The 21,078-nt window shown below is 68.6% G+C and carries 19 protein-coding genes; 15 read left to right on the plus strand and 4 right to left on the minus strand.

The genetic code is table 11. The features are described from left to right. Position 1 precedes the first annotated feature (1 nt). Genes H521_RS21345 through H521_RS0103705 form a run of 4 tightly spaced genes read left to right on the plus strand, consistent with a single transcriptional unit; the run spans position 2 to position 4,659 of the window. Complete coding sequence (locus H521_RS21345) at positions 2 to 1,357, plus strand: cytosine permease (protein WP_084511851.1); 1,356 nt, start codon at positions 2 to 4, stop codon at positions 1,355 to 1,357. Next, positions 1,354 to 2,493, plus strand: a complete 1,140-nt coding sequence (locus H521_RS0103695; RefSeq protein WP_022891687.1) for an S-methyl thiohydantoin desulfurase family protein — start codon at positions 1,354 to 1,356, stop codon at positions 2,491 to 2,493. Before H521_RS21345 ends, H521_RS0103695 begins: the two co-directional genes overlap by 4 nt. Further along, the gene (locus H521_RS0103700; protein ID WP_022891688.1) at positions 2,493 to 4,052 is read left to right on the plus strand and encodes a hydantoinase/oxoprolinase N-terminal domain-containing protein; all 1,560 of its coding nucleotides are present in this window, start codon (positions 2,493 to 2,495) and stop codon (positions 4,050 to 4,052) included. Before H521_RS0103695 ends, H521_RS0103700 begins: the two co-directional genes overlap by 1 nt. A 52-nt stretch (positions 4,053 to 4,104) precedes the next feature. After that, the gene (locus H521_RS0103705) at positions 4,105 to 4,659 is read left to right on the plus strand and encodes a pyridoxamine 5'-phosphate oxidase family protein (protein WP_022891689.1); all 555 of its coding nucleotides are present in this window, start codon (positions 4,105 to 4,107) and stop codon (positions 4,657 to 4,659) included. A gap of 58 nt (positions 4,660 to 4,717) precedes the next feature. Here the strand turns inward: H521_RS0103705 and H521_RS0103710 are convergent, their stop codons facing one another. Further along, positions 4,718 to 5,092 carry a hypothetical protein gene (locus tag H521_RS0103710; RefSeq protein ID WP_022891690.1) on the minus strand — a complete coding sequence of 125 codons (375 nt, stop codon included), beginning with the start codon at positions 5,090 to 5,092 and terminating at the stop codon, positions 4,718 to 4,720. 66 nt (positions 5,093 to 5,158) lie between these two features. Further along, positions 5,159 to 6,001 (minus strand): aldo/keto reductase, encoded by an 843-nt coding sequence (locus H521_RS0103715; RefSeq protein ID WP_156891270.1) that lies wholly within the window; start codon positions 5,999 to 6,001, stop codon positions 5,159 to 5,161. Between the two features lie 160 nt (positions 6,002 to 6,161). Between H521_RS0103715 and H521_RS0103720 the strand changes: the two genes are divergently transcribed. The 4 genes from H521_RS0103720 to H521_RS21350 all read left to right on the plus strand — a co-directional run bounded on the left by H521_RS0103720 (position 6,162) and on the right by H521_RS21350 (position 8,576). Further along, positions 6,162 to 6,659: a DUF2975 domain-containing protein gene (locus H521_RS0103720; RefSeq protein ID WP_022891692.1), complete on the plus strand. Its 498-nt coding sequence runs from the start codon at positions 6,162 to 6,164 to the stop codon at positions 6,657 to 6,659. Beyond that, on the plus strand, positions 6,659 to 6,910 hold the full coding sequence (locus tag H521_RS0103725; RefSeq protein WP_022891693.1) for a helix-turn-helix domain-containing protein: 252 nt from the start codon (positions 6,659 to 6,661) through the stop codon (positions 6,908 to 6,910). Before H521_RS0103720 ends, H521_RS0103725 begins: the two co-directional genes overlap by 1 nt. A 56-nt stretch (positions 6,911 to 6,966) precedes the next feature. Then, positions 6,967 to 7,725 (plus strand): SDR family NAD(P)-dependent oxidoreductase, encoded by a 759-nt coding sequence (locus H521_RS0103730; protein WP_022891694.1) that lies wholly within the window; start codon positions 6,967 to 6,969, stop codon positions 7,723 to 7,725. Positions 7,726 to 7,802: 77 nt separating this feature from the next. Then, positions 7,803 to 8,576 (plus strand): TetR/AcrR family transcriptional regulator, encoded by a 774-nt coding sequence (locus tag H521_RS21350; protein ID WP_022891695.1) that lies wholly within the window; start codon positions 7,803 to 7,805, stop codon positions 8,574 to 8,576. Here H521_RS21350 and H521_RS0103740 read toward each other — a convergent pair. Next, positions 8,565 to 10,145: a PucR family transcriptional regulator gene (locus H521_RS0103740; protein ID WP_022891696.1), complete on the minus strand. Its 1,581-nt coding sequence runs from the start codon at positions 10,143 to 10,145 to the stop codon at positions 8,565 to 8,567. The genes H521_RS21350 and H521_RS0103740 overlap by 12 nt on opposite strands. A 145-nt stretch (positions 10,146 to 10,290) precedes the next feature. On the opposite strand from H521_RS0103740, the gene lysA reads away from it, so the two are divergent. The 7 genes from lysA (at position 10,291) to H521_RS0103775 (ending at position 18,759) form a co-directional block, all read left to right on the plus strand. Then, positions 10,291 to 11,601 carry a diaminopimelate decarboxylase gene (gene lysA, locus H521_RS0103745; protein ID WP_084511918.1) on the plus strand — a complete coding sequence of 437 codons (1,311 nt, stop codon included), beginning with the start codon at positions 10,291 to 10,293 and terminating at the stop codon, positions 11,599 to 11,601. Between the two features lie 43 nt (positions 11,602 to 11,644). Further along, a complete protein-coding gene (locus H521_RS0103750) occupies positions 11,645 to 12,580 on the plus strand; it encodes an ABC transporter substrate-binding protein (protein WP_022891698.1) in 936 nt (311 codons plus the stop codon). Continuing rightward, positions 12,577 to 13,554, plus strand: a complete 978-nt coding sequence (locus H521_RS21355) for an amino acid ABC transporter permease (RefSeq protein WP_022891699.1) — start codon at positions 12,577 to 12,579, stop codon at positions 13,552 to 13,554. The genes H521_RS0103750 and H521_RS21355 overlap by 4 nt, the downstream gene beginning before the upstream one ends. Then, entirely contained in the window at positions 13,551 to 14,354 is an 804-nt protein-coding gene (locus H521_RS0103760; protein WP_022891700.1) for an amino acid ABC transporter ATP-binding protein, read from the plus strand. The genes H521_RS21355 and H521_RS0103760 overlap by 4 nt, the downstream gene beginning before the upstream one ends. 88 nt (positions 14,355 to 14,442) lie before the next feature. Further along, complete coding sequence (locus H521_RS21360; protein WP_022891701.1) at positions 14,443 to 16,497, plus strand: N-acyl-D-amino-acid deacylase family protein; 2,055 nt, start codon at positions 14,443 to 14,445, stop codon at positions 16,495 to 16,497. 141 nt (positions 16,498 to 16,638) lie between these two features. Next, positions 16,639 to 17,925 (plus strand): DUF2254 domain-containing protein, encoded by a 1,287-nt coding sequence (locus H521_RS21365; protein WP_022891702.1) that lies wholly within the window; start codon positions 16,639 to 16,641, stop codon positions 17,923 to 17,925. Between the two features lie 87 nt (positions 17,926 to 18,012). Beyond that, positions 18,013 to 18,759 (plus strand): SDR family NAD(P)-dependent oxidoreductase, encoded by a 747-nt coding sequence (locus tag H521_RS0103775; protein ID WP_026481870.1) that lies wholly within the window; start codon positions 18,013 to 18,015, stop codon positions 18,757 to 18,759. A gap of 103 nt (positions 18,760 to 18,862) precedes the next feature. Here the strand turns inward: H521_RS0103775 and H521_RS21370 are convergent, their stop codons facing one another. Then, positions 18,863 to 20,917, minus strand: a complete 2,055-nt coding sequence (locus H521_RS21370; RefSeq protein ID WP_169513963.1) for a cell wall-binding repeat-containing protein — start codon at positions 20,915 to 20,917, stop codon at positions 18,863 to 18,865. Positions 20,918 to 21,078: the final 161 nt, after the last annotated feature.

Raw genomic sequence — 21,078 nt, forward strand, 5'->3', positions numbered from 1 at the left:
CATGAACGCCACCGACTACGAACATGGCGCCGTGCCCGCCGACCAGCGCAAGGGCTGGCTCTCGATCGCCGCCGTCTGGATCGCGATCGGCATCGACCTCTCCGGCGCCTTCCTCGGTGTCGCGCTCGCCACCGGAATGGAGTTCTGGCCGGCCATCTTCGCCACGCTCACCGGCTCGCTGCTGCTCGGACTGCTCGCGATGGCGTGCGCCTACGTCGGCGCTGCGACCGGCCTCTCGACCGCGATGATCTCGCGGGCGGTGTTCGGCAAGATCGGCGGCGCCGTGCTCGCGATCGCCCTCGCGCTCAGCCTGCTCGGCTGGTTCGCGGTGCAGGCCGGGTTCTTCGGCAGCAACGCGCAGATCGCCTTCGTCGAACTGACCGGGCTCGATGTGCCGGTGCAGGTGTTCACGGCGATCGGCGGGGTGCTCATGGTGCTCACCGCACTCTGGGGCTACCGCTCGATCTCGAGGCTCAGCACGCTCGCCGTTCCGCTGCTCCTGCTGCTGCTCGTGCTCGGCATCGTCTTCGCCGTCGCCATCCGCGGCGCCGGCAGGCTGCTCGACCCGGTCGACGCCGTGTTCACCTTCGGCGGCGCCGTCTCACTCGTCATGGGCATCTTCATCCTGGGCGTCGTGACGGCGCCCGACATGGCGCGCTGGGCGAAGTCGCCGAAGCAGGCGATGGCTGCCGGCTTCGTCGGCTTCTTCTTCGGCAACTCGATCATCATCGTCGTGGCCATCGTGCTCGCCCGCATCATGGACGAGTCCGAACTCATGACCATCTACTTCGCCCTCGGGCTGGGCCTCGCCGCAGTGGTCGTGTTGATCCTCGCGCAGTGGACCACCAACACGACGAACATCTACTCGGCCGCCCTCAGCTTCTCGTCGATCAGCGGGCGACTGAACCGTCGTACCCTCACGATCGTCGGGGGCGTGATCGGCATCGCGATCGCCGTGCTCGGCGCGGCCGACGCGTTCGTGCCGTTCATCTCGGCCATCGGCATCATCATCGCCCCGTTCGGCGGCGTCTACCTCGCGGCCTTCTTCACCGAGCGGCGCACCGGCCGATTCGAAGCGGATGCCCCGGCGCCGACGGTCGACGGCTGGTCGGCGACCGCGTGGCTGGTCGGCATCCTCACGGCGCTCGCGACGACGCATCCGACCGACGGCCTCGGGTTCGGTGTCTTCGACCTGTCGACCATTCCCGCACTCGACGGCCTCGTCGTCGGCTTCGTGGTGTACCTCGTGATCGCGTTCGTGCGGCGGCGGTTCGCGCCCGTGGCGCCCATCACGGTCGCGCCGCACACGGCGGCTGCGCCCGATGGCGACGCGGCCCGGGCAGAGGTGGTGGCATGAGCATCGACGCGCAGCGAAGCGGCGACGATCGGCTGATCACCGAGGCCGACGTCGACGAGATCGCGCTCGGCGCAGCCGTGCTCGGCACCGGCGGCGGGGGAGACCCGCACGTCGGCGCCCTCATCGCCAAGCGGCTCATCCGCCTGCACGGCCCCGTGCGGGTGATCGGCGTCGACGAGCTCTCACCGGCCGACTTCGTCGTGCCGATCGGCGGCATCGGCGCGCCCTCGGTCGACGTCGAGCGCATCATGGCCGAGTCCGAACTGCTGGCGGCGCTCGAGGCGATCGAGCGTGCCACCCGACGCATCCCGACCGCCGTCATGCCGATCGAGGTCGGCGGCGGCAACTCGATGATCCCGATCGCCGCCGCCGCGCTCAGCGGCCTGCCGATCGTCGACGCCGATGCCATGGGGCGCGCATTCCCCGAGGCGCAGATGGTGACCTTCCACCTCGCGGGCTACGGGCCGGGCACGACCGTGCTCGTCGACCACCACGGCAACGAGGTCGTGAGCCGACCCGTCGACGGCGCCTGGTCGGAGCGGCTCGCGCGATCGGTCACCGTCGAGATGGGTGGTTCCGCCACGATGATCGACTACGCCTACGGCGGCGAGGTCGTGCAGGAGTGCGCGATTCCGGGCACCCTCACGGCGGCCAAGCGCATCGGTCGCATCCTGCTCGGCCACGGCGAGTCCGCCGAGCTCCGCGATGACGCGCGCATCGATGCGCTCTGCGACGAGCTCGACGCCGTGCGACTCTTCGACGGCAAGGTCACCGATCTGCAGCGCCAGTTCGAGGGCGGCTTCACCAGGGGGGCGGCCGAGCTCGAGGGCGTCGGCGATGATCGCGGCGCGCGGTTCCGGCTCGACTTCCAGAACGAGATGCTGCTCGCCCGCCGCGACGGCGTGCTCGCCGCGGTGACCCCCGACCTCATCGCGGTGCTCGACCTCGCGACCGGGGCGCCGATCACGACCGAGTCGCTGCGCTACGGAGCGCGGGTCGCGGTGATCGGCATGCCGTGCCACGAGAAGTGGCGCACGCCTGTGGGGCTCGACAACGCCGGACCGGCGCACTTCGGCTACGACGTGGAGTGGGCGCCGGTCGAATCGCTGGCCGCCCGACGGAAGGAAGCAGCCTGATGGGCGCACGCGGGTACCGCATCGGCATCGACGTCGGCGGCACGAACACCGACGCGGTCATCCTCGACGAGCGGCTGGCCGTCGTGGCATCCGTGAAGTCGCCGACGACGCCCGATACGGGCGACGGGGTGGCCGCAGCGATCGACGCGGTCATCGAGGCAGCCGGTGTCGACCCCGCTGTCATCAGCCACGCCATGCTCGGCACGACGCACTGCACGAACGCGATCGTCGAACGCCGTGGTCTCGGCCGCGTCGGCATTCTGCGCCTCGGCGCCCCTGCGACGACCGCCGTGCCGCCGCTCGAGGGCTGGCCCGACGATCTTCGGCGCGCGATCGGCGAGCACGCCTACCTCCTGCCCGGCGGCTACGAGGTCGACGGCCGGGTGCTCTCGTCGCTCGACGAAGCCGCCGTTCGCGACGCATGCCACCGCATGCGCGGCGAGGTCGACGCGGTCGCCGTCGTCGGCGTGTTCTCGCCGATCGACGAGCGCCAGGAGGAGCGGGTCGCCGAGATCGTGAGTGCTGAGCTCGGTGTGCCCGTGTCGCGCTCGGCGCGTATCGGTTCGCTCGGCCTCCTCGAACGTGAGAACGCGACCGTGCTCAACGCCGCCCTCATGCAGACCCTGCGCTCGATGGCGCGCGGCTTCGTGACCGCGCTCGAGGCACGTGGCATCGACGCCGAACCGTACTTCGGGCAGAACGACGGCACCCTCATGCGGCTCGAGTACGCGCTCGAGTTCCCCGTGTTCACGATCGGCTGCGGGCCGACCAACTCGATCCGCGGAGCCGCCCACCTCTCGGGGGCGAGCGACGCGCTCGTCGTCGACATCGGCGGCACCACCACCGACATCGGCGTACTCGTCGGCGGGTTCCCGCGCCAATCGGCGCACGCCGTCGAGATCGGCGGCATCCGCACGAACTTCCGCATGCCCGACGTGCTCTCGGTCGGCTTGGGCGGCGGCACGGTGGTTCGAGCCAGCGGCCCCGCGAACTCCGTCGTCACGCTCGGGCCCGACAGTGTCGGGTACCGGTTGCCGCAAGAGGGCCTCGCCTTCGGCGGCACGACGCTGACGGCAACGGATGTCGCGCTGTCGGTCGGTGGAGCAACCATCGACGGCCTCGTGGCCCCTGCGTTCGATGCCACGGTCGGCGAGGCCGCGTGGCAGTCGATCCGCGAGCTGCTCGAGGACTCGATCGACCGCATGAAGCCGAGTGCCGCCCCGGTGCAGGTGATCCTCGTCGGCGGCGGCAGCATCATCGCGCCCGACGAGCTCGACGGCGTCGGCGAGCTGATCCGCCCCGAGCACTTCGGTGCCGCGAACGCCGTCGGCGCCGCGCTGGGCGAGGTGGCCGGGCAGGTCGAGAAGATCTACCGGGTCGACGGCGACCGCCGCGACTCGCGGGATGACGCGGCGCGCGAGGCCACCGATCGCGCGAGACTCGCGGGTGCCGACCCTGCCACGATCGAGGTCGTCGCGATCGAGGAGCTGCCGGTCGCGTACATGGACGGGCAGGCGGTGCTGATCAGGGCACGCGCCGTGGGGAGGCTCGCGGCGTAGGCGTGCCCGGCGCCGGGCCTGGCCGTCGTCGCCGGCGATCTAGGCTGTGACGATGGGCAAACTCTTCGACTCCATCGACGACTCGTTGCAAGCGTGGATCGAGGCGCAGCCGATGTGGTTCGTCGCGACCGCGCCGCTCGGCGCCGAGGGGCACGTCAACATCTCCCCGCGCGGGCACGACTCGTTCTCGGTGCTCGACGGGCGCACGGTCGCCTGGGTCGACTACACGGGCAGCGGCATCGAGACCATCGCCCATCTTCGGGAGAACGGGCGAGTCTGCCTGATGTTCAACTCGTTCGGCCCTCGCCCTCGAATCGTGCGGCTGCACGGCCGGGGAACGGTCTCGCTGCCCGGCGATGCCGCGTTCGAAGAGGTCGTCGCGCTCCACCCCGAGCACCCCAGCACGCGCGCCGTCATCACCGTGGAGGTCACGAGGATCAGCGACTCGTGCGGGTGGGGCGTGCCGGTCATGGAGCTGACCGGTGAGCGGGACCTCCTGCGGTTGCAGGCCGAGAAGAAGGGGCCCGACGGCATGTCGGAGTATCGCGTGGAGAAGAACACGATGAGCATCGACGGGCTCCCCGGACTGTCCATGCTTCCGGCCTGAACCTCGCCGTAGCCGGTGGTCCGGGCCGGCCGGCGGTCAGGTTCGTCGGCGGCGCAGGTCAGCCGAGCGCGACGAGCAGGGAGAGCACCGCGAGCACCGCCGAGAGCGGTGCCATCGTGAACCGCTCGGGCTTGCTGCGAGAGATCGCGTTCATGAAGATGCCGAGCACGAAGTAGCCGAACACGACCCACATGCCGATCGTCGAGACGGCGTCGGGCACGAGCTCGACGAGGCCGGTTCGATCGAGTGCGAGCACGGCGATGAACGCGTAGATGAGGATCGACACGCCGCTGCCGATGCGCAGCCTGGTCGGGAGCACGCGGTGCTGGCCACCCCACGCGAATCGGCCGATGGGCGCACCGAAGGCGAGTGCGATCTGGAACACGGCGAGCACCGCGAGAAGCACGGTGAGGGCGATGGCGGCGGCGGGCATGCCGCGAGCCTATCGGCACGGTTCGGTCGGCAGTGGCGCCGACGTGTCGCAGCCCCGCGCCCGCCGTTACGCCTCGGGAATCGTCAGCCTGAACGTGTCCGTCGTGATGGCGGTCGGGTCCGGTCCGCCCCGCACCCCGGTATCGAGCCGGTCGATCGCTTCGAGTTCGGCGCCCGCGAGCTCGAAGTCGAACACGTCGAAGTTCTCGGCGATGCGCTCTGCGCGCACCGACTTCGGAATCGCGGAGTGCCCGTGCTGCAGCTGCCAGCGCAACATGATCTGGGCCGGCGTCTTGCCGTGGTTCACGGCGATGCCGCCGATCACATCGTCGTCGAGGGTGCTCGCGCGCTCGCCGCGGTAGAACGTGATGCCGCCGATCGGCGACCACGCTTGCGTGAGAATGCCGTTCGCCGCATTCGCGGCTCGCGCCTCGGGTTGCGAGAAGTAGGGATGCACCTCGATCTGGTTCACCGCGGGCACGACGCTCGTCTGCGCGAGCAATGAATCGAGGTGATCGGGCATGAAGTTGCTGACGCCGATCGCTCGTACGCGGCCGTCGGCCAGCAGGGTCTCGAGCGCCCGATACGCCTGCACGGTCGCGTCGAATCGTGCGGGCACCGGCTGGTGCAGGATGAGGAGGTCGATCGTGTCGACGCCGAGCTTGCCCGCGCTCTTCTCGAAGGCGTGCAACGTCTCGTCGTAGCCGTAGTCGCTGATCCAGACCTTCGTCTCGATGAAGACCTCCGAGCGGTCGAGACCCGACCGACGGATCGCCTCGCCGACCCCGCGCTCGTTCGAATAGGCGGCCGCCGTGTCGACATGGCGATAACCGGTGCGAAGGGCGGATGCCACGGCCTCCACGGTCTCGTCGGGCGGCGTCTGGTAGACGCCCAGCCCGATCGCGGGCATCGTGATTCCGTTGTTGAGCTCGAGGGTGTCAGTCACGCTTCGACGCTAGGCGAACTCGTCGGGATGTCACGGTGCGCTCGGCGCCAGTCGGGGAATCGCCCGCCCGCGACATCCGCTCGAATCGATTGACAAACGATAGAAAATGCACGAAAGTCGATGCATGCAAAGAATCGACTGGGTCGTCGTCTCGCTTCGAGTGCTGCTCGTGCTCGTCTTCATCGGCCTGCTCGTGGCACAGCTCATGAGCCTGCCGGGCGAGTTCTCGCAGATGGCGCGCGAGAACCCCGACGCCGGCGTCGTGCCGTGGCTGCTCCTGACCTTCGCGATCCTCGAGGTGCTCTGCTTCCAGATCGTGATCGTCTGCACCTGGCGGCTGCTCACCCTCGTGAGGTCCGACCGCATCTTCAGCGACAAGTCGTTCGTCTGGGTCGATGTGATCATGTGGACCGTGGCCGCCGCCTGGCTGGTGCTCGCCGCCGTTTCGGCCACGCTCATCGGCATCATCTACTTCACGCCCGAGCTCCGCGACCCCGGCACGCCGATCCTGCTCACCGGAATGACGCTCATCGGGGCCGTCGTGGTGCTCGTGGTCGTGGTGCTGCGGGCGTTGCTGCGGCAGGCCACGGTGCTGCGATCAGACCTCGAAGAGGTCATCTGATGGCCATCGTCGTGCGCATCGACGTCGAGCTCGCCAAGCGAAAGATGAGCGTCGGCGAGTTCGCCGAGCGCGTGGGCCTGACGCCTGCGAACGTGGCCGTGCTGAAGAACGGCCGCGCCAAGGCGGTGCGCTTCACCACCCTCGATGCCATGTGCCGGGTGTTCGAGTGCCAGCCGGGCGACCTGCTCGAGTGGGTCGAGGGCGATGACGATGACGATGGCGACGGCGATCTGCAACTCCCATTGTCTTAACTAGTAGTTACGTATACTGTTTACGTGACTACTTGAAACGAGCACAGGAGAACACCATGACGACCGACCACGAACAGAGCTTCGGCGGACGCACCGCACTCATCACCGGCGCCGGCTCGGGCATCGGCCGGGCCACGGCCCGCGTCCTCGCCCACGAAGGCGCGACCGTCATCGCCACCGACATCGCAGCCGACCAGCTGAGCGACCTCGCCGCCGAGCTCGAAGGCTTCGACGTGCGCACCGTCACCGGTGACATCACGCAGGAGTCAACGGTTGCCGAACTCGTCGCGTCTGCTGACGGAAGAGTCGACATCCTCGCGAACATCGCCGGCATCATGGACGGCTTGCTCCCCGCCGACGAGGTCGACGACGCAACATGGCAGCGCGTCTTCGACGTGAACGTGACGGCAGTGCTTCGCGCAACACGCGCCGTCGTGCCCTTGATGCGCCAGCGCGGATCGGGCGCGATCGTGAACATCGCCTCCGAGGCGGCGTTCCGCGGGTCGGTGGGCGGCGCCGCGTACACGGCGTCGAAGCATGCCGTGGTCGGCCTGACGAAGAGCAGTGCCTTCATGTACGGGCCGCAGGGCATTCGCACGAACGCCGTCGCACCCGGCGCCGTCATGACGGGTCTCGACATCGCGGTGAAGTCCGAGTACGGCGGCAGTCGGGTCGGTCCGGTGATGCAGGCGACCATGTCACCGCCGGCCACGGCCGAGCAGGTCGCAAGCACCGTGGTCTGGCTGGCCGGTGATGCTGCGTCGAATATCAACGGCGTGATCCTCGCTGCCGATGGCGGCTGGTCGGTCGCCTGACGGTCAGCGGCTCGGGTCGGCCGGGCACCGGCCGGCCCGGCGCCTAGGCTGGATCGCGCAGACAGTGAGGGGTGCGAGTGGCCGACGACATGATCAACCCTGAATGGTCACGAGGGCTCGCCCTCGCGTGGGGGGCGGTGCCGTCGGCGCAGCGAGGCCCGAAGCGGGAATTCAGCCTCGCCCAGGTGCTCGATCACGCCATGGCCATCGCAGATGCCGATGGCGTCGACGCGGTGACGATGCCATCGGTCGCGGCAGCACTCGGGCTCACCGCCATGTCGCTGTACCGGTACGTGTCGTCGAAAGACACCCTCCTCCTCCTCCTCCAGGAGCGGGGCATGGGCTCTCCGCCTGATTCGATCGGCCGCGCGTCGGGCTGGCGCGCCGGGCTCGAGGCGCACGCCGAGGCATCCGCCGATGTCTATCGCCGACACCCCTGGATGCTCGACATCACGATCAAGGGCATCGCGACCACCCCCAACAACCTCACGTGGATGGAGGCGGGGCTGGCTGCGCTCGCCGAGACCTCACTCACTCGACAGGAACGAGTCGCCGTGGTGCTCCAGGTGAGCGGGCATGCCCGGTTCCGTGCGCTGATCGAGCGCGGGTATCGTGAGCGCGCCGACGATGCGGGAGTCAGCCTGGGTGCGGTCGCGCTCGCGGAGTCGCAGCTTCTCGACGAGCTCGTCACCGATGAGCGTTTCCCCGAACTTCATGCGACACTCGCCACCGGTGCGATGAGCGCCGTCGTCGATCAGGGATTCGACAAGTTCGACTTCGGCCTCGCACGAATCCTCGACGGCATCGCCGATTACCTCGCACGTCATCCTGCGACTGGCTCAGCCGACTGAGTCGAGCGCGGCATCGGCACGACCCGCCCGAAGCTGCAGCCACAGCGCGAGTCGCTCGTCGGCCCCGTCGGTGCGGATGCCATGCGCCTCACTCGCGCGGCGCAGCCGGTGGCGCACGGTGTTCTCGTGAACGCCGAGCCGGGCGGCGGTCTGGGCGATGTTGCCGAAGCACTCGAGCCAGACGAGCAGCGTCTCGGCGATCGGCAACGTCGACTCGGAGCCCTGTACCGCATCGACCGCGGGATCGCGGAGTTCGTGCGCCGAGGCGAACAGCTTCGCTGCGCGTTCGACGATGAGGATCGGCCGCAGACTCGAGGCGGTGACGATGCGCGACATCGACGGGTCGACGCTGCGGGCCGCGGCATCGAGCAGTCGGTCGGCGAGCTCGCGAGCTCCGGCGACATCGCCGGACCGATGTGTCGGGCCGGCGACGGCCACTCGGGTGCCGTCGCCGACCAGCCGGTTCACGAGTGGAAGCAGCGGTGTCGCGACGTTCACGGCTTCGTCGACCGAGCTCGCGGCGAAGAGCGTGTAGACGCGACCTCGATGCGGCACGGCGACGGCATCGGGGCGCTGCAGCACGAGGTGGCGGATGACGGTCGAGCGCAGCTGCGCGATGGTCGTCGGGCCGGCGCCGGGGACATCGAAGGCGAGCAGCGCGGCCCCGCGCTCCTCGGGGATGCCCAGCTCGGCGAACTCGGTTCCCGTCAGGTCGATGCCGGTCAGCAGTGTGCGAAGGCGATCCTCGCGCGGGCGCTGATTCGTCGCGTGCACGCGGAGGTCATCGAGGAGGTGCGCACCCGCAAGGGCGCTTGCATGCCGCATGCGGCGCTCCTGCTCGGCGGTGAGGCGCGACGCGCCCGAGGCGTCGATCGCCCAGATGCTGCCGAGCGGCAGCGCCCCCGCCCGAATCGCGAAGGCCACCCGTGGCTCCTCGTCGCCCAGGCGCGGGTAGCTGATCGGTCGATCGGAGCGCAGCACGGTGCGGTACTGATCGTCGTTGTACGGCGATGCCGGAACCTGACGGGCCAGGATGCCGTGGGTGCGGAGTGCGTCGATGACCTGACCCGGCACCGAGGAGTAGGCGAGGATGTTGCGGCTCAGGTCTTCGATCGCGACCGAGCCGCCGAAGAACTCGGCGAGTTCGTTCGCGATGGCGAAGAGCGGCTCGGCACCACGGTCCTGGGGTGCCGCGAGCACGGTGTCGGCCTCGCCGAGCAGATGCGTGAGCTGGGCGTCGAGGAGACGCCAACTGATGCGATCGGCCACGCGGAGCAGCGCGAGGCCGGTGGAGTCCGCGACCGCAGCCAGCGCCGGGAGCCGCTCGGCGCTGCACTTCAGGGCGATCCCTGCCGCACCATGCTCCGCTGCGGCTGCCGCGAGTGCGCCGATGCGTGCGGTGCTCAGTGATGCCGTCGACGGGGCGAGCAGGAGCGTGCCGGAGGCACCCGTCAACTCGTCGGCGATGTCGAGGAACTCGGTGCCGGTGACGGCGACCCGATCACCGAGCGGACCGATCGAGGTGAGCGTGCGTGGTCCCAGCTGATCGACGAGCTCGGCGAGAACCACCTTTGCTCCCGGTGCTCTGCCGGGTTGGGTTGGAGATTCCGCTGCGCTCATGTCGCAAAGCTATCTGAAATCCCCAACCACGGGCGAGCGTGATCTTTCTAGGCTGGCCCCGGCGAACGCGAATTGCGGCGCAGAAGGAGGAATGATGACCCCGACCCGGCCCGCACCCGGCGGCACTCGTCTCGGCGAACTCTGGCGCATCCTGCCGGAGGAGGCGACCGCAAGTGGCGACGGTGTGCTCGAGATCGGGGGCGTCGCCGTCACCGAATTGGCCGAGCGGTTCGGCACCCCCCTGCACGTCTACGACGAGGTCGGCCTGCGCCGCCAGATCCGCCGGTTCGTCGACGGACTCCGCGAGCGCTGGCCCGACTCCGAGGTGCTCTTCGCCTCGAAATCGTTGCCGGCGGTCGGAATGTACCGGGTGGCGTACGAAGAGGGGCTCTCGATCGACATCGCAGGCGGCGGGGAGCTGCAGCTCGCGCTCGCCGCCGGGGTCGACCCGGCTCGGCTGTTCTTCCACGGCAATGCGAAGACCGACGCCGAGTTGCAGATGGCCATCGACGCCGGCATCGGCACGATCATCGTCGACAACGACGACGAACTCGACCGCCTCGAGCGGCTGCTCGTGCGGCCGCAGCGACTGCTGCTCCGGGTCATCCCCGGCGTCGAAGCGAAGACGCACGTCTCGCAGGCCACCGGTGGTTCGAACTCGAAGTTCGGACTGCCGATGGACCAGGCCGAGCGGGCGATCGCCCGCATGAGCGCACACCCGCTGATGGAGTTCGAGGGGGTGCACCTGCACATCGGATCGCAGATCCTCGACACGGCGCAGTTCGCCGAGGCAGTCGGCAAGATCTCGACCGTCGGCACCTTCTCGACCTACGACGTGGGCGGCGGGCTCGGGGTCAGCTACACGTACGACGAGCACGCGCCGAGCGTGGAGGCGTACCTCGATGCGATCGTCGCTGCCGCGCGGGCGCAACTGCCCACGGGCTCGCGCCTGATGATCGAGCCGGGCCGCTCGATCGTCGCGCGGGCCGGTGTGACGCTCTACCGGGTCACGTCGGTCAAGCGCACCGGTCGCACCTTCGTGGCGGTCGATGGCGGTCTGGCCGACCAGATGGACATCGCCCTCACGCAGCAGCGGTACGAGGCACTGCTCGCCGACCGGTTGCTCGAGCCGTGGGCAGAGACCGTGCAGCTCGTCGGGCGCCAGTGCGAGTCCGGCGACCTGCTCGTCGACGGCGCACCGATGCCGCCGGCGCACGTCGGCGATCTCGTGGTGATGACGGCCACCGGCGCGTACTCGTACACGATGTCGAACAACTACAACGGTGCGTTGAAGCCGGCCATCGTCTTCGTCAGCGACGGTGAGGCGAGGCTCGTCACACGTCGGGAGACATACGCCGACCTGCTCGCCACGCACGCTCCGGCACGTGCCGGCGCCCTCGTCTGACCCTTCACAGCCCACCTGCACACCCCGACGACAAGGAAGTCACATGAAGGCACGCACCACGACACTGCTCGGAGCCGCGGCATTGGCCGTCGGCGCCCTGTTCCTCAGCGGATGCTCCGGTATCACCGGGTCGGGTGAGGCCGCGGCATCCGGCCCCGACCTGCCGGTCGACGACGAGATCTCGACCACCGTCGACGCGTCGCTGACGCAACTGCTGCCCGCCGACATCGTGGAGAAGGGCCGCATCGACATCGCCGTCGACATCCCCTTCCCGCCGATGGCGATGTACGACGACTCGAATCGCGCGATCGGGTTCGACCCTGAGCTCGGTCGTCTCCTCGGCCAGAAGCTCGGTATCGACGTCGCGCTCAACAAGCAGGCGTTCGACTCGGTGATCCCCTCGCTGCAAGCGGGGAAGAACGACATCATCATGAGCGGCATGAACGACACGCCTGAACGCCAGGAGACGGTGAGCTTCATCGACTACACGCACGGCGGATTCGCGATCCTGGTGCCCGCGGGCAACCCCGACGACGTCACGACCCAGACCGACCTGTGCGGCATGACGGTCTCCGTGCAGAAGGCGACCGTGCAGGGCGACCTGCTGCGGGCGATGGAGTGCGGCTCGGAGCCGGTGGTCGTCACCGAGCTGCCCTCCGACCTCGACGCGCAGACCGCCCTTCGGGCGGGCAAGAGCGATGCGTACGTCGCCGACGCCGTGGTCGCCGAGTACGTTGCGGCGACGACCGACGATGGTGACGCATTCGACGTCGTCCGCGATCCCGAGAACCCGGCGGGCTTCAATCCGGTGTACAGCGGCATCGGCGTGTTGAAGGCCGACACCGGGCTGGTCGATGCGATCCGGCAGGCGCTGCAGGCACTCATCGATGAGGGCACGTACCAGGAGGTGCTGGAACGGAACAACATCGGTGCGTACGCCGTCGAGTCGGCCGAGGTGAATCAGGGGGCGGCGCAATGACCGCGCTCGAGCAGACGCGGAGCGAGTTCGGCACTGAAGCCACCGACGACGATGTCGTCGCCATCCCGCTGCGTAGGCCATGGCGCTGGATCGGTGCGGCGCTGGTGCTGCTGCTCGCTGCGGCGTTCCTCTACTCGGTGCTCACGAACCCCAACATCGACTTCGCCGCGATCGGCCAGTTCCTCTTCGACCAGCGGATCCTCGAGGGCGTCGGCCTGACGCTGCTGATCACGCTGATCTCGATGGTCGTCTCAACCGTGCTGGCCGTCGTCGTCGCCGCGATGCGACTGTCGTCGAATCCCGTGCTGTCCACCGTGGCGTGGTTCTACGTCTGGGCGTTCCGCGGTACACCGTTGCTCGTGCAGATCGTGCTCTGGGGCTACCTCGGCCGCCTCTACGAGAAGCTCTCGCTCGGCATACCGTTCACCGACGTGGTCTTCTGGCACATCGACACCAATCAGCTCATCAGCGCGTTCGTGGCCGGTTTGCTCGCGTTGACGCTGAATCAGGCGGCGTACTCGTCGGAGATCGTGCGGGCCGGCATGTTGTCGGTCGATGAGGGTCAGCGAGAGGCCGCGTACTCGCTCGGGATGTCGCCGCTCTACACCTTCCGTCGTGTTCTCCTGCCTCAGGCGATGCGGGTCATCATCCCGCCGATGGGCAACGAGACCATCTCGATGCTGAAGAACACCTCGCTGCTCTCGGTGATCGCGGTGCTCGAGATCTACACGCAGGCGACAGTGATCTCGTCGCAGAACCTCAAGCAGGTCGAACTGCTGATCGTCGCGAGCCTCTGGTACCTGCTCATGACGAGCGTGCTCTCGATTCCGCAGTACTACCTCGAGCGACGGTACGGCCGCGGCACTTCCCGCGCCCTGCCGCCGACTCCTCTGCAGCGGATGCGACGTGCATTCGCCTCCCGTCGGCACGGCGTCGCGCCGGCGCCAGAAACCAAGGCGGTCAGTGTCATATGAGCATCACCCTTCCGGTGGATCCGTCCACCACGACCTCCCACCGCTCACTTGTCGAGATCCGCCGGGTTCGCAAGAGCTTCGGCGCCCATCAGGTGCTGCGCGACGTCTCCCTCGCGGTGCCGGCGGGCACCGTGACGGTGCTGCTGGGCCCATCGGGATCGGGCAAGAGCACGCTGCTGCGCTGCATCAATCACCTCGAGACGATCGATGGCGGTCGCATCATCGTCGACGGCGAGCTGATCGGCTATCGCCAATCGGGCCACAATGCTCATGAGATGACCCCGCGCCAGATCGCCCGGCAGCGGCGCGGCATCGGCATGGTGTTCCAGCGGTTCAACCTGTTTCCGCACATGACCGCCCTCGAGAACATCATCGAAGCGCCGATCGGCATCGCGGGGCTGCCGCGGGCGCAGGCGAGGACTCGGGCGAAGCAACTGCTCGATCGCGTCGGCCTCGCCGACTTCGCCGCGCACTACCCGGCCCAGCTGTCGGGCGGACAGCAGCAACGGGTTGCGATCGCCCGTGCGCTGGCGATGGATCCGAAGCTGATGCTGTTCGACGAGCCTACGAGCGCTCTCGATCCCGAACTCGTGGGCGATGTGCTCGACGTCATGCGTGAGCTTGCCAAAGAGGGTATGACCATGATCGTCGTGACCCACGAGATCGGCTTCGCGCGCGGTGTCGCCGACCAGGTCGTGTTCATGGACGGCGGTGTCGTGGTCGAGTCGGGCCGTCCAGAGCATGTGTTCGATGACCCGCAGCGCCAGCGCACGAGGAACTTCCTCGAGAGCGTGCGGTAGCCGCGGCAGTGAGCTCGGCGCCGGGCGGTGCTCGAGCAGTTCGTCAGTGCCCGGCGACCCGCCGGGCAGCAAAGGAAGAGGTGGAGCCGTGGAACAACGACGTTCGCGCATCGGGCGCGAGAGCAGCATCGAGAACCTCGGTGTGTCGGCACCGCAGGGGGGTGTGTTCGCTCGCCGAGGCAAGCGAGCGCTCCTCATCGCGGCGGTGGCCGCGCTGACGGCGGGGTCGCTCGCCAGCCCGGTCGCCGCCGGGGCCGTCGACACGAGAGCAACGCGAGAGCCGTCGTTCGACGTGCTCGTCCATGGCGGTACGGTCTTCGACGGCACCGGCGGTCCAGGCCGGATCTTGGATGTCGGGGTCACGGACGGTCGAATCTCCAGCATCGGGGACCTGTCGGGAGCGTCGTCCGAGGTCCGGTACGACGCAACGGGACTGTACGTCGCGCCCGGATTCATCGACGTCCATGCGCACACCGATACCGGCGATGCGCTGGCTCTCGCCAAGAGCGCATTGACGCAAGGGGTGACGACCGAAACGCTCGGCCCAGACGGCGTCGGTCGTTCCGATATCGCCGGCCAGCTGGCGGAACTCGACGCCACCGAGAAAGGCATCAACGTAGCGCCGTACGTCGGATTCAACACGGTGTGGGCGGACACGGTCGGTGCGGCGAACGTGCGACCCACGCAGGCGCAGATCGAGACGATGCAAGGCGTCATCCGAAATGCCATGGCCGAAGGCGCGTGGGGCGTCTCGAGCGGGCTCGGCTACCCACCGGCACGATTCGCGGAAACCGATGAGGTGATCGCGGCACTGCAGACGGTCGGACCCTGGCGCGCGATGTTCAGCGATCACATGCGAGATGAAACGAACTTCGTGGTCGAGTCGACGCAAGAGAACCTCGCGATCGGTGCGGCGACCGGGCTCATGGCGGAGGCGACGCATATGAAGGTCGCGGGGCCATTGAACTGGGGGGAGTCCGCCACGTTGCTGCAGCTGCAGGCTGATGCTCGGGCGAACGGCAACCATGCCGGCGGCGACGTCTACCCGTACACGGCTGCCCAGACCGGCCTGTCGTTCTACATTCCGTCATGGGCGCAAGACGGTGGCACCGCGGTCATGCTCGACCGCTTCGCCGACCCGATCCAGCGCGCGCGGATCGACGCCGAGGTGTCGGCGTTCGTGGTCGACGACGTGGGCGTGCCCGAGAACATCGCGTTCCCGGCGCTCGGCAACACGACGCTGCGCGAGGTCATGCTCGGGTATGGGGGAGTCACGATCGGCGAGGCCGTGATGCGCGTTCTCGAAGAGCATGAGGGCGACATCTCGGCAGTGATGCAGATCGGCTCCGAGGGCGATCTCACCAACTTCCTCCAGGACCCCTTCGTCGCCATCTCCTCCGACGGCGGGGTGACCGAATCGGCGGCGACGCATCCGCGCCACTACGGCACGTATCCGCGTGTGCTCGGCCGCTACGTGCGAGAGCTCGGGGTGCTGAGCTGGGAAGAGGCGATTCGAAAGATGACCGGCCTTCCGGCGACCATGCTCGGAATGGTCGATCGGGGCTTCATCGCCGAGGGCATGGCCGCAGATATCACGGTCTTCGATCCGAACACGATCATCGATCGGGCGACCTTCGCCGAGCCCAAACAGTACGCCGAAGGCGTGCGCTGGGTCTTCGTGAACGGTGCTCTCGCGCTCGATGACGGCGAACCGACGGGAGCGCACTCCGGCCTGGCGCTGCGCCGAGCCTCGAGCATGCCGACCCGACCGCAGAACGTCGATGAGCGACTCACAATGGTGGCCGATGGAACGGTGACGCCCGAGGACGGGTCGAGCCCGGTGAAACTGAACATCGCTCTCAGCCAGCGACCTGGCGAGGGCGCCGTTCGTGGAGCAGTGGTCGTGCATGGTCCCGACGGCGCCGCCCTTCATGGCGTGCGGTACGGCGTGCTCCAGACCGCAGAGGAATGGTCGTCGGTGACCGGCATCGGTCGGGACGAGCGCGGGGCCGAACATGCGTTCGTCATCATCGTGGACGGACGTGATCCGCTCGCGGCCGTCGGCGAAACCCGCGTGACGATCCAGATCGACGGCGTCGGCGAGACGTACGGCTCGCTCTCGAAGCGACCGTCGCGACGGTAGCCCGCGGCGTCGAGAGCGATGACGACGACTCGTCAACCCCGTAGCCCCGATGCGCGGGCGTCAGTAGCCTGAGGCGGCGTCTTCCCGCGAAACCGGGCCGATCCACCCGTCGGGTCACCGCGCGCGACGCGAAGGAGTGGCATGCAGAACACCGTGCACAAGGCACTGCGCAGCATCCTGACATCACTGTGGCTGATTCCGGTGCTGTGCGTGCTCGTCGGCATCGGCATCTCCTTCACGACGATCGCGATCGACCGGGCCACCGGCTACCGCCTCCTGCCGGCGGACATCGTCGGTGGCCCAGAAGCTGCCCTGGAGATCCTCACGACGGTCGCCGCGTCGATGGTGAATCTCACCGTCCTGGTGCTGACGATCGTTCTGGTCGTGGTGCAACTCGCGATGGGTCAGTTCTCCCCTCGAATCGTGCAGCGGCTGCTGCGCGACCGGCCGAGCCAGTTCGCGATCGGGCTGTTCGTCGCGACGTTCGTGCACACGCTCCTGACCATCCGCGAGGTCGAGATCGGTGAAGGGGATGACCCGGGCCAGGTGCCGGGCGTGGCCATCGCAGCGACCTTCGTGCTCTCCCTCGTCAGCATCGCGGTTCTGGTGGTGTACATCCATCACATCGGCCAGGCGCTCCGCGTCTCGGCGCTCGTGGAGATCGCCGGGGAGAACACCCGCAGGATGATCCGCAAGGTCTACCCGAACGAAGCGCCCGTTCCCGACGTCGAGGACGCAGGGGTCATCACTGCCCAGCAATCGGGCGTCGTCTCGTCGATCAGGTACGAGCACCTCGTGGCCGCCGCGCGGCGGGCAGGCTGCGCGTTGGAGCTGATCCCGGCCCTCGGTGAATTCGTACCGTCCGGCGGCCGGTTGTTCACGGTTCACGGCGACCCTGCACGACTCGACCGACGGAAGGTGCACGGGGCCATCGTCCTCAGCCCCGAACGCATCTTGGGCCGTGACGTCGCCTACGGGGTGCGGCTGCTCGTCGACATGACGATCCGCGCCCTCTCCGACGCGCCCTGGCAGGACCCGACCACGGCGGTGCAGGCCATCGATCGACTGCACGATTGCTTGCGCGAACTCGTGCGACGGGAGTTTCCAGACGGCCGCTACCACGATGACGACGGCAAGCTGCGCCTGACCGAGAAGGTGATGACGTGGGGTGACTACGTGGCCCTGGCATTCACCGAGGTCCGACTCGCCGGCGTCGGCTCGCCGCAGGTGGCCCGTCGTCTCCATGCGGCGTTGGACGACCTGCTCGCCGTGGCCCCTGACGACCGGCACGCGCCGCTGGAGATGCAGCGCGGCCTCCTGCTCGCCGCGGTCGCACGTCAGTACGACGACGACAGCGACACCGAGCTCGCCTCCGGTGCCGATGGCAGCGGGATCGGCGCGGCGGTCGACGGGCGGAGCAGGCCGTAGCCACGCTCACGGCCTCGCGCGCTCGCGCGCTTGTTTCGCGCCTTCTTCGCACAGGGCGGGCCGGCGTGGCGTCGGTAGAGTTGGCGAATGACCCCGATGGAGTCGAGCTTCGTCGTGACGGGCGGCGCCAACGGCGTCGGCCGGGCGATCGCCGAACGGCTGGCCGAGCAGGGTCCAGTCGTGATCATCGACCGGGTCGAGGTGCTCGACTGGCGACATGACGGTGTCACGCTCCTCACCGGAGATGCGAGCGATGCCGCCGTCACGGTGCGCGCCGCGCGAACGGCCGAGGCGCTCGCACCGCTCGCGGGCTGGGTGAACAACGCCGCGATCTTCGACGACGCTTCGCTCGACACCGCGTCCGCGGCCGATGTCGTCGCCCGCATCACCGCGAACCTCACGCTCGGCGTGGTCGGCTGTCACACCGCGGTGAACCACTTCCTCACCCACGGGCGCCCGGGCGCGATCGTGAACGTGTCGTCACATCAGGCGCAGCGACCGGTGCGCGGCGCGTTGCCGTACGCCACTGCGAAGGCAGCGATCGAGGGACTCACGCGGGCGGTGGCGGTCGATCACGGGCCACGCGGCATCCGCACGAACGCGGTCGCCCTCGGCTCGATCAACACCGCCCGATACGAGGAGTATCGCGCCGGCCACTCCGAGGTCGAGACGCTGATGGCGGCGCTGCACCCGATCGGCCGGGTCGGTGAGGTCGGCGAGGTGGCAGACGTCGTCGCCTTCCTCCTCTCGCCGTCGGCGGGGTTCGTCAACGGTGTCGTGCTGCCCGTCGACGGTGGCCGGGCCGCTCGTGGCGACGACCCCGAAGCCACGTGAACGGGGTTCGAGGGCGCGGAGGCGGCAGGCACGACCGAGTTCCCGCTCGTGCGCATCGGGGCGTTCCCGTTGCGCCTCGCGGGCGACGGGGCGCCGGCTCCCTCTACGGCTCGATCCACTCTTGCTCGACGCCCGTGCCCGAGAGGGGGCCGGGTTCGGGCTCGGCGCGTCGCAGCATGGCGTCCGGCGGTGTCCAGTCGGCCCGCAGTCGGTCGGCCCACTCCGTGAACCGAGCGTCGCTGGTGATGCGGTGGAGCGTCTCCAGTTGCCAGGAGTGGATGACATGGTAGGTCTGGTTCTGCCAGAGGGGGCTCTGACAGTACTCGGCCTGGACACAGTAGTACGAGACGTCGTTCTCGACACGGACGAGCGGCATCATCCGTTCCAGCACGGTTGTGGCACCGCCGTCGAAGTAGCGCGCGACCTCGGGATTGCCCGTATGACGCCAGTAGTCGTACAGGCCGAACATGGCGAAGATCTGGCCGTTCAGCACGAGCAGCGGCGGCTGGTTGCCGGCGTACTCCTCGAAGTAGAGGTGATCATCGATGACCAGCGTCGACCATGGAGCGGTGGCGGAGTACGCCTGGGCGAAGCTCCACCATGTTCGGTCGGCCGCAGTGCTCCACCGGTCGTCACCCGTCTGCTCGGCGAGTCGCGTGAAGAGGGAGAGCGCCTGCCCCTGCGCCATCGCCGACCACCAAGGGGCGACAAGGGAGCGCTCGTAGTACGTCCAGGGGAAGTTGTATGGGAACCACCACGCGCCATCGCGTAGGACACGTATCTCCGTGAGCCGTTGGCCGTGTCGCAAAGCCCGGTCGAGCCAGACCTGCTCACCGGTTCGTTCGTACTCCAGCAGTGCGGAGATGCCGTACTGCGCGTAGGCCACGGGGTGGTCGGCCCGCCTACCCGTATCGGCGCGCACGTAGATGCGCAGCCCGGTGGCGTCGAGTGAGACCGACTGGTTGTGAACGTCGACCGGCGGTCGGTCGGCGTATGGGGCGAGGATGTCGCTCGCCATCGTCCACCCCGAGACCGCCCAGCCGTCGAGGGGCTCGTTGGTCACGGCGTACACGCATCGCGCATTCGCGGCCGCGGCATCGGATACCACCGCCGTGCCGCCGAGGACGACTCGGCTCACGGCGCCGAGCTCATCGACGCCGTCAGCGACGGCAGGGTGCACGCACGTGCGCGGGGTCACGTTGAGCGGTGCGGCGAGCCGACCTGCGAGCGCGGCGGCGGCGAGGGCGTCGGGATAGTCGAGTCCCGTTGTCAGGAAGGTCGTCGTCGCAGAGCCGGCCGGAAAGTACGACCTGTTGATGAGCGCCGCGGTGTCGTAGCGAGAGGCGCCGCCGTACCGAGTCACCGCGTACCCCGCGTTCGTGAGCTGCGACTGGATGCCGTCACTCACCGCGCCCGGACCGCCGGCGATCGAAACGGACGTCACCCCGAGGGTGGCGAGGGTGTCGAGCGTCGCCGGGCGGACCGTTGCGACCGCTCCATCGACGAGGAGAACGGGCGCTCGGCGGGCGCCGGCTGCTCCTGTGGCGGCGAGGGCGTCGGGGAAGGTCCGCCCGGTTGCGATGATCGCGTGGTCGGCCTCGGTGAATGTCTTACCGACGATCGCAAGTCCGGTCGTGTAGCGATCGCTGCCTGCGAGGCGCGTGGTCGGAGCGATGTCGTTCAGCGCGGCTTGGACACGCGCGCTCACCACGCTGGTTCCGCCCACGACGTGGATGTGTGCGGGCCGCAGCCGCTGCAATTCGGTACGCACGACATCTGGGAGTCGCGTCGACGGTGTGAGGAGGAGCGGGCCGCCCGAGAGGGCGGCGGCAGCCGCGGCCGAGAGCGCGTCGGGAAAGTCGGCGCCGGTGGCGACGAATGCGACGGGCGCGCCCGGCTCGAATCGCTGGGACACGGCGACGGCGGTCTCATAGCGCGATTCGCCGCTCAGTCGGGTGATGCCCTCAGGGAACGGATCGATCGTCGACGGTGTCGCAGTCGCAGTCGCAGTCGCAGTCGCAGTCGCAGTCGCAGTCGCAGTCGCAGTCGCAGTCGCAGTCGCAGTCGCAGTCACGGTCGGAGCGACGAGCGCGAGGGGGAGCGACACCACGATCGCGGCCACGGCGACCAGTAGCGCGCGAACTCGCATGGATGACATCCCGTCGTGGTTGGAATGGAACGGGCGCCTTCCCAGCGCAGCCAGCATGACTCTACCTCGCCCCATCAGCTCGATATGAGCCTCGATTGCCGCCTCCGTGGCGAGCACGGCGAGCTGGTCGAGCTCACGAGGGCGAGACCAACGCGGGCATCGAGCACGCG

Source organism: Agromyces subbeticus DSM 16689, from assembly GCF_000421565.1.
GTDB lineage: Bacteria > Actinomycetota > Actinomycetes > Actinomycetales > Microbacteriaceae > Agromyces > Agromyces subbeticus.